This window comes from Halobellus litoreus, from assembly GCF_024464595.1.
In the GTDB taxonomy this organism is placed as follows: Archaea; Halobacteriota; Halobacteria; order Halobacteriales; family Haloferacaceae; genus Haloquadratum; species Haloquadratum litoreum.
Window position 1 is genome coordinate 221,198 of sequence record NZ_JANHAW010000004.1, and the last position, 8,165, is coordinate 229,362.

9 protein-coding genes and 2 pseudogenes are annotated in these 8,165 nt (G+C 53.1%); 3 read left to right on the plus strand and 8 right to left on the minus strand.

The features are described from left to right. The first annotated feature begins 35 nt into the window (after nt 1-35). Nucleotides 36-974, plus strand: coding sequence for a lamin tail domain-containing protein (locus NO360_RS17930; protein WP_256309208.1), 939 nt, complete (start codon nt 36-38; stop codon nt 972-974). Nucleotides 975-1,139: 165 nt separating this feature from the next. Here NO360_RS17930 and NO360_RS17935 read toward each other — a convergent pair. The 8 genes and pseudogenes from NO360_RS17935 to NO360_RS17965 all read right to left on the minus strand — a co-directional run. Beyond that, nucleotides 1,140-1,277, minus strand: a pseudogene (locus NO360_RS17935) (DUF7342 family protein); the annotation flags it as partial. A gap of 136 nt (nt 1,278-1,413) precedes the next feature. Next, nucleotides 1,414-1,857: a DUF8030 family protein gene (locus NO360_RS17940; protein WP_345780222.1), complete on the minus strand. Its 444-nt coding sequence runs from the start codon at nt 1,855-1,857 to the stop codon at nt 1,414-1,416. A 619-nt stretch (nt 1,858-2,476) separates the two neighbouring features. Then, entirely contained in the window at nt 2,477-2,890 is a 414-nt protein-coding gene (locus tag NO360_RS17945) for a TRAM domain-containing protein (protein ID WP_256309213.1), read from the minus strand. Nucleotides 2,891-2,937: 47 nt separating this feature from the next. Continuing rightward, nucleotides 2,938-3,099 carry a phage terminase large subunit family protein gene (locus NO360_RS17950; RefSeq protein WP_256309214.1) on the minus strand — a complete coding sequence of 54 codons (162 nt, stop codon included), beginning with the start codon at nt 3,097-3,099 and terminating at the stop codon, nt 2,938-2,940. Nucleotides 3,100-3,590: 491 nt separating this feature from the next. Further along, complete coding sequence (locus NO360_RS19185) at nt 3,591-3,785, minus strand: DUF8011 family protein (RefSeq protein ID WP_486611573.1); 195 nt, start codon at nt 3,783-3,785, stop codon at nt 3,591-3,593. A 249-nt stretch (nt 3,786-4,034) separates the two neighbouring features. Continuing rightward, nucleotides 4,035-4,834: pseudogene (locus NO360_RS17955) on the minus strand (primase-associated protein); the annotation flags it as partial. Between the two features lie 140 nt (nt 4,835-4,974). Beyond that, nucleotides 4,975-5,532 carry a helix-turn-helix transcriptional regulator gene (locus NO360_RS17960; protein WP_256309215.1) on the minus strand — a complete coding sequence of 186 codons (558 nt, stop codon included), beginning with the start codon at nt 5,530-5,532 and terminating at the stop codon, nt 4,975-4,977. Nucleotides 5,533-5,557: 25 nt separating this feature from the next. Next, nucleotides 5,558-6,214 carry a hypothetical protein gene (locus NO360_RS17965; protein ID WP_256309216.1) on the minus strand — a complete coding sequence of 219 codons (657 nt, stop codon included), beginning with the start codon at nt 6,212-6,214 and terminating at the stop codon, nt 5,558-5,560. Between the two features lie 305 nt (nt 6,215-6,519). Between NO360_RS17965 and NO360_RS17970 the strand changes: the two genes are divergently transcribed. Then, nucleotides 6,520-7,491 (plus strand): hypothetical protein, encoded by a 972-nt coding sequence (locus NO360_RS17970; RefSeq protein ID WP_256309217.1) that lies wholly within the window; start codon nt 6,520-6,522, stop codon nt 7,489-7,491. Then, the gene (locus tag NO360_RS19190) at nt 7,478-7,693 is read left to right on the plus strand and encodes an HVO_A0114 family putative DNA-binding protein (RefSeq protein ID WP_486611576.1); all 216 of its coding nucleotides are present in this window, start codon (nt 7,478-7,480) and stop codon (nt 7,691-7,693) included. The genes NO360_RS17970 and NO360_RS19190 overlap by 14 nt, the downstream gene beginning before the upstream one ends. Nucleotides 7,694-8,165 lie beyond the last annotated feature (472 nt).

Sequence of the window (8,165 nt, forward strand, 5' to 3'; positions counted from 1 at the left end):
TAATGATTTTTCCCTTTAGTCGTGGAACCCATCCTATGAGCCGGCTTATCCATACTGGTTCTCCAGAATCGGGAGGTGTTCCGAGAAGGAGGCCTGGGGGGAGAGGTCTGATGGACGAAGAGGAAGCTGATTGGGCTGGAAGCGGCGGAGGCGATACTCGGACGGCAGAAGAGGATGTCGAGGAAGCGAGCGTAGATTCGTTTACGGACAAGATTATAAAAACAATACCGACTGAAGTCGTTACCGCTTGGTTATTTATCCACGAGCTAGTAGTTGCCAGAGGGGGTAGCGTTATAAACGGTCAGGAAGCTCAGCCTGCAATCCCTGATCCGGTTTATTACTTCGTTTTGGCGTTTATGATACTACTCTCTTTCTTTCATCTCATAATCAGGACTAGAAGCGAGCGTGATATGATTCCGTCTTCGATATTTACGGAAGCACGGTATTTTTGGCGAATGTCCTCCGTTCGAAAGCGACAAATTCTGCTTGGGACGGCCGCGTTTGTTGTATGGGTAATGTATCTCGGGGGCCCAATTGAGGACCTTTCCCTCCTCAGCGGCTGGTATGACCAAACCGTGGGCGCGATCTTCCTTGCGACCTTTACTGTTGCAATCCCGGTTTTCATCCCCAAGGCCGAATCGCGGGGACAATTTCAGCTCTTGAAATTCAACTTCGATGAAGGCGATCCCGACAAAGAATACATTGATTTCCTGAATAGTGGTAGTGGCGCGATTGACCTCTCCTCGTGGACAGTCAGAGTCAACGATCGACACCAGTATGAGTTTCCATCGGGATTCGAGTTAGAGCCTGATACAACAGTCACTCTCTGGGGGGGACAGGGTGAAGACACGTCTGAAGACCTTTACTGGGGGAGAGATACGTCCATAGGAGATGACAGACACGAAATAGTCGTGCGGCATTCGATGGGGTGGAAAGTACTGGAAAGACCAGTCCGCTCAGGGTCGCGAGACTAAAGCAGACGCTCTAGGACGCCAGCGCGGCGAGTGCCGCTAACCATCGTCGCCGAGGGCCCGGGCCAGCTCCTAACCCGTACTATCGTCACGTTCGGCGACCTGTGATTCCCGCCCTATGGGATTCGCAATGACGCCCTATGACGTCAACAACGAGCCCACACCCGTCGCAGGCGTGGCGATCGCGCTCGCCGTCGTCGGCTCGCGGGTCTGCAGGGTGGTGCCGTAGATGCGTTGTTCGACATCGTCGCTACTGAACGCGTCCTCGAATAGGGGCGGACCATCGGCAGCGTCTGTCTCGGACATACTCGGGAGTACAGGGTGAAAGATATAGTTCTTACTTCAGGGAATAATTTCCAGATCTGGCTGGGTTGGGATCCACAGATTGACACTGGCTTAACCAACACCGGGTAATCAACTTATCCAGATGTTGGTTAAAACATCACTCCTGGAATCGGAGCTCTCGAGCTGGTTTTACGCAGAATCTGTCTTGAGAGCCGTCAACGTCATTCTGACCTACCTCACCGCCCAGTGACGACTGGTGTGTGAGCCGGCTGACCAGCTCGTCACGAACCGTTTCACGACTGACTGTCGTTTCGTGCCGGCCGAGACGCTCGTCGAAATACCGCTTCTGGAACCGCTGGCCGGTGCCGTCGACGACAATGAACTGCGTCCGCTTCACGCCCGCAACGCTCGTCGAGACGACCTCGGCTCCGACGTCTTCGTGGGTGAGTTCCACGAGTACGCACTCGACAAAAGAGACAATGCTAGTTGGACTTCTGTTGTGCGGGATCGTCAGTTCGAGATCTGTCCACGGCTCGTCGCTCGGTTGCTCAGTTTGCTCGCCGTGAAGTCGTGATCGCTGTTGCTCGCGTTCAGAAGACATAGTTTGCTGAGTGGGCACTTACGACAGCCCCTCGCCCCTCTCGGGGACGACAAACCCCACCGCGAATCGCACCAATATTTTATTAAATAGTCTGATATATCGGAAAGACACTCTCGTTGTTTGATGGCCCTTCGGCCCCGAGAGAGCCAGCGGCGTTTGTACCGGTATACCCTATCCTTCCTTTGGACTATTCTGGAGGTACAGTGAGCCATTAAACGGCTTCAAATTACTTAAGAAAGGCATCGGGCACTTCTAAGACACTAATAATGACCTCGACGAGATAGAAAGATTCGGTGTGGGAAAAATTGTGCTTGACGATGGGGTGAAACCTGTAGAAACAGGCAGATAGCGGTATATCTAGATGGAAATCAGATGGTGTCGAGTCTTACTGAATGGCGGCTCGGATAGTGTTGCTGTTGGCGATATACCTATAGCTGCCGAAATCGTGGAATTCAGGGCTTAGAAAGTGAATGACGGGGACTCCATCCACGTCGGACAGGCTCGTCTATCTACATATTTTGTATCTGGCAATTCCCTGTGGAAAGCCGTAACAAGTAGACACTTTGGACTTGCCGATGTCTTCCCACATTCTGTGAACGAATCTCGGTGTATGTTTGTCTCAATCGTAGTAGTTCAGCCGCTTAACCACTTCCGCGAAGGCGACGTTCTTGCGTACATCCGTTATTTCGATGGTGACTCGCTCACCTTGCTCGGTATCCGGAACGATGACGACGAAACCACGCTCGACACGGGTAAGACCGTCACCTTGGTCGCCAAGGTCTTCGATCTCGACGGTACGAGTCTCACCTTCTTCGACTGGTGGCACTGGGGAGTTGAATTCGCTTTTTGATTCGGTTTCGGTTTGCTCGGTTTCATCAGTTGATGGTGACGAAAGGAGCGCTACACGGTACGTTTCGCCGTGCTGTAGTTCACCAGTGTAAACCTCTTCGTCGGGCACTTCAAGTACATACGAGCTGTCTCGTTCCTCGACAGTAGCTGAAAACAAACTCCGGAGTTGATCAGGTATTTCCATCGGTAGTGTCTTACACAACAGACGCGACAAAGAACACTTGGGGTCTGTCACCCGGATTCTTCCGGTGCAACAACGTCTTCGCACGCTGGACACTCGGCCCACACGCCATCAGTTCCGTCATTCTTTTCGTACTCGACGAGGAGCCACGTTTCTGGAATTCGCTCGCCACAATCCGGACATCGGCCGAGTATCGCTTCATCACTGTTCATATAAAGAGTGGAAAAAGTGTGTAACTGGGTTCCCGATTGAATATTCAGCTTCCTCAAACGTAAGGCTTCGGTGGATTGGTCACCGTGTGTGAAGGTTCTAATAGAATGGACGAGGCAAAATGATTAACTCGCTATCTCCTGTAGTTCAGCGGACAATGGGGGTCCGAACAGTTTTTACTCGCCTACTCTCCCGTGGCGGACCAACCTTGGTAGTTGAATGCCGCCACTGTGGGAGAAACGTGTCACTGAAGGTCGAAGAGTGTCCGGACTGTGGAGCGACTGAGTTCTCTCGGTACGAGATCCCAGGATAGCTCCTCGCAGTATGCGTTAGCCACTTCACCTACCCATTAGGCTTGGTCGGCTCTGTTGAAATCCTATTCGTTAGACATATACTTGCTTGAAACAGCTGGTCACTGAAAGGTACAGAGCTCTCGACCGTCTCAGAATACCACCGAAATACTTCAGATTCCTACCAAACCAGAGCACTTGCCCTACTCCAATAGTAATTCAGGAACTGATGCGAGGAGGCCGAGGAAAATAACGAGAATACCAACGGCTACTATTCGAAGTATCCCGGCTGACCGTCGTCGCTCCGGAGCCAGCGATTCAGCGAACCCAGAGAATCCAAGCGCGAGACCAGTAAAGAGGAAGAAGTGGGAACTATTGAGCACGATACCAGTGTACACCCAGGCAAGGAGGCAGATGGACGATAAGGACAAAAAATGAGTCCTTTCCTTCGCCCATCTGGCTTACGAAACACCATCCGCTGGAATATCCCCATACGTACAGGCAAGAGTTCGACCCGATAAAGTGTCTGGATGAATGAAAAGTCGTCTTTAGTATTTTTTTCCTCGTCTTGATCCCCACCGGGTCAGAACATATCACTTAATGAGGAGTTCAACAGAGCCGCTTGGTCGTATTTTGAGTTCTGGAAGTTAGAACTCTCCTCCAGTCGGCCCAATCTTATTGCGTTGATCGTACATCCCATCCGGAAACGGAAGGCTCCCCCAGATTGAGTACGGGCACTGCTCCTGCCCGATGCAGTAGCGCTGCATATCTTCGTTGTCGCAGTTCATCGGAAGCGGGGTGTCCCCTTCAATCGTATTCGAGAACTCGTAGCGAATCTGGTAGTCGGTGACCTGTTCGTCGTACTAGGGCCACCGCGAGAAGGCGTCTTTGAGATCCGAAACAATCGTCTCGAGGCTGCTCTCCTGATATTGTGGGAGCCACATCACCATCCGAGCAAAGTTGTAGAATCCTTTCGGACGGGTTTCTTTTTATTGAGGCGGTCGTCCATATTCGTCATACAGGGAAGTTTGAACAGATCCTCGATTGTCTCAACCTCAAGGGGCTGGACGCCACGCGAAGACTTCTGAATCCGATAGTGGTTCGTATTCCCGTGCTGCCGAATTGTCAGGCTCCGGTGGTCTCGCTGGGATACAAGGAGGTTCCCGAGACTCCGAGGACTCGAGATACGATTACACACATCCCGTTTCCAGTCCGTTTCTGGGTCGTATGCCTCTACTGCTTCAAACAGCTCCTTCGCCGAGTGGAACGCTCCCAGCGTGGTGACTTCGTCTGGAGCGTTTCGAATCGCGTCCCGGAGCACACGGATAGTTCGCTCACCGGGGTTCCAGTCTCGCCAGATTCGCTCGTGGTGTCCCGTCTCGTTGAAGCGGTCGATGAGCTCTGTGATAGCCGACTCATTCGTCGTTAGCCACGTGATCTGGTCCTGATGGTGTCCACCAGTAGTTCGGGTGTCCGCGATCAAATTCGACCTGCCAGTTGGGGAGTGTTGTGGGCGTTGTCTTGATACCGGAACAGTGGTCCGTGCAAATGCAGCAAAGGGAACGCTTCTTGCGTACGAGATCTCACTCACAGAAGGATGACCATATTGCCGATGCCACGTCGTTTGCGTTCAATGAGATCTTTTGACTCAAGATTATCGAGAGTCCGACTGACGGTCGCTTTTGAGAAATCTGATTGTTCGACGATGTCGCTCTGAGGAAGGACGCCGTCAGCATTAAGGACGATTTCGTAGACGATCTGTTCGTTGCCTGTAAGGCGGCTCGCGGTTTCATCCCACTCCTGTCTCCGGGTGTCGAGTAAGTTCTTTGTTGATGTGTGGTCAGGTTCGTCAGCGGTAGAGTGGGTATCTGGAGGGGTCTGGCTATCTGTTCCCGACGCTCGGCTTTCGAAGAGCAATGTGGTAGCACTCACTCCGGAGGCGAACGCTGCGATCGTGAGCACGATGGTCTCGATCCGGCGAAGCGACAGCTGCAGAGTTTCTGATTGTACAGTCGTGTCACCGATTGTGACCGTGATTGTCGACGGCGTAAGGAGTCGTCCCAGCAGTACGAATAGCACAGTGGTTACAGTGACGAAGACACCTGCAGCAACGATCTCTCTGCGTTGGAGGGTGGTTTCGTTCATTAGTGGAGGGCTATTTGATCGTGGCCTATGCTGGTGTTCCGCGAAGACGGACGAATGCATCTATCGTTTCGTTTTGCAGATCAACGACGATGCTGTATCGGACATCTTGGTTGATCGGCTCAACAACGACCAGTGCGCGCTCATCGCTTCGTTGTGGGTCGGTTCGATTGATGACAACCGTTCCTGAAGCTGTGCCGTTTTGTACTGTGAAGGCTGACTCATCGGCTGCAACGAAGCGGCCCCACGTCGTATCTGGATCTGCACCACTGACGGCAGCTCTATCGCTGGGTATCGCGATCGGAATCGGACGCATCGTATAGACAGCATCGGTCGGTGTCGCAAGTGTGTCAGTAATGGCTTCTTCGCGAGTGACGATCTGCTTGGCCTGTTTGCGCTGTGGGCGAGTGAGCTCGGGAGGCTCTCGAGCCGTTGTCTGAACGACGGGGCTCGTATCCAGATTCGTGATCGTGATTCGCTGGACGGTACGTAGATCTGCAACAAGCGTCTCATTCGTCCCACCGCTCGTTTCGACAAGTGCACCATTCTCGATTGTGAACTCGTAGTCAGTCGCGGCTGTCGTCGCCGACGTGATTCCGGTGACGGTTCCGAACACGGCGAGACTGCCACTGAGGAGGACAAGTGAGAGGACCAATACGACACGGGATCGGGGGACCGACTGCATATGCATCGTGATCGAATGAGTCCGTATGAATGTGCTTGTTTACAGCCACCTGAAACGGGTGGAAGAGCCACTGGGCCAGGTTTCACGCCTGTTTCACGCGCGTTTCCAACGGGTGTTTACAAACTCTTTCTTATAACCCGTTGGTGCCGTGATCGGGCCAGCACCCACCGTAAGGAATTGCGGTTCGGGTTCCGTCACACGCTTTGCCCTCCGCTCAGAGTTGCCGTCGATTACGCTCGGGAGGTTGGTCCGCTCTCGGTCCAACACTATGCGACAACCCAGTCCCCGCAAACGGAGTGATACAGATGCAACGTGAATATCGGCTCGCAGTGTATGCGCTCGCAGTATCGATGCTGCTCCTCGTTGCCAGCGGCGCAGCGATCGTCGCTGGCGGGAGTCAAAACGACTCACCAGCCGAGCCACACGCGTCCGAGGTCGAACGTACCCAGACAGCCAATCCCGTCACAGCCACCCACTCAGAGAACGTGGAAATCGAAACGGTTGCCACAAACGGCACCGCCCTCACGGTCACCCAAGGCGACCGAACGTGTCGGGGCAGTCTCCGCACTGCAGATCCGAATCGAAACCGGACTGATATCCAGGTGGGCGATACCACCGTCACGCTCGTCGAACATCAGACCGGCGAACCGTTTGACGAAATCGAACGTGAGGCATTTGCCAGGCTCGTTTGGCGTGCGGTTGCCGACGACGCCGGTCTCGAAGAGTACGACCACGTTGAAGTCCAGGTCAACCAGTACTACGAGACCGTCGACCGTGAAGATCCGTTGGATACCGTCGGCATTCGCGTCTACCCTGTGGACGCCTGTCTCCCGACTGTCGAAGGTGAGGTTGCCCTCGACAATCAGTCGGTCACAGTCCAATCAAGCCATCCGGAACTCGAAGATCTCCAAGTAGAGATTACGGACACGATCGGTGTTCTCAGCGATGACGATCGGAACACGATTACGCAGCTCATCGAATCGAACGAGCACACGAGCTACAATATCCAGGTTGAGTTCGACAACCCACGTGCGTTGGAGGCGACCGTAATTGAAGCAACGAACGACGGTGAAGTCGAACTAGAACTCACACACCCTGACTCCGCGGGCCGTGCGGTAGTCGTCACGGTCGATCTCGAATCAGAGACCATCAAGCAGACCTGGGTACAATTCAAGATCCAGAGTATGAACAACACGAACGTGGTCGCTGTCGGTGATTCTGAGACCAATGAGACAATCACTTTCGAGACGAACCACACGGAAAATGGATCGTCGTAGCACACGGATCCGTGACGGCGAGATCGAATCCGGTCACCAGGTGGCATCCGACATCGGTCGGGATAAAGCCGCCGTGAGTCGTGACCTTGAGCTACTGTTCAGGTACGATCTGATCGAATACCGTGAGGAAGAGTCCCGGAAAAATCCCGCAACTGAAACACGACACGGTGATCGTCGAGCCAATTGTCTGAGGTCGACTTAAGCACGGAGGCCATCATCTCGACCACGGGCCTCGCCCAGAAATGGGCCCCAAAATACCAGACACCATACATCCAATTCGAACAAGGTATTGTATTCTGTTGAGATTGTTTTTGATCTTCTCATCAATCCAAAAAGACTACAATAATAGTAGTCCGCTCTCAGATTGCGGTTCAGAGGCACCCTATCACATCGGCCCTCTAAGGAAGTTTCTTTCACATCTCTCTTGAAGAATCACCTAACAGAACTAGCCTGCCTATTGGTGATTGAGCGGGCCTACGACCGGGCGGATGTATCGACTCTTGTTATTTTAGTCGTCGGATGGGGGTATGTCCGCCGCTTGTAGCTGGACAGCGGAGATCAGATTGGAACTTGTCAAATACAACACTGCGATCGTGAAACCCACCATCGTTGTGTACTCGATGATCCCCACCACGAAGTGCAGTTCAGCGGGTATGTTGACCGTGAACAACAAC

Excerpts from the sequence above, each read along its gene's own strand:
- NO360_RS17950 (WP_256309214.1), bottom strand. The coding sequence starts at position 3,099 with ATGAACAGTGATGAAGCGATACTCGGCCGATGTCCGGATTGTGGCGAG.
- NO360_RS19190 (WP_486611576.1), top strand. The coding sequence starts at position 7,478 with ATGGATCGTCGTAGCACACGGATCCGTGACGGCGAGATCGAATCCGGT.
- NO360_RS17945 (WP_256309213.1), bottom strand. The coding sequence starts at position 2,890 with ATGGAAATACCTGATCAACTCCGGAGTTTGTTTTCAGCTACTGTCGAG.
- NO360_RS17970 (WP_256309217.1), top strand. The coding sequence starts at position 6,520 with ATGCAACGTGAATATCGGCTCGCAGTGTATGCGCTCGCAGTATCGATG.
- NO360_RS17930 (WP_256309208.1), top strand. The coding sequence starts at position 36 with ATGAGCCGGCTTATCCATACTGGTTCTCCAGAATCGGGAGGTGTTCCG.
- NO360_RS17965 (WP_256309216.1), bottom strand. The coding sequence starts at position 6,214 with ATGCAGTCGGTCCCCCGATCCCGTGTCGTATTGGTCCTCTCACTTGTC.
- NO360_RS17940 (WP_345780222.1), bottom strand. The coding sequence starts at position 1,857 with ATGTCTTCTGAACGCGAGCAACAGCGATCACGACTTCACGGCGAGCAA.
- NO360_RS17960 (WP_256309215.1), bottom strand. The coding sequence starts at position 5,532 with ATGAACGAAACCACCCTCCAACGCAGAGAGATCGTTGCTGCAGGTGTC.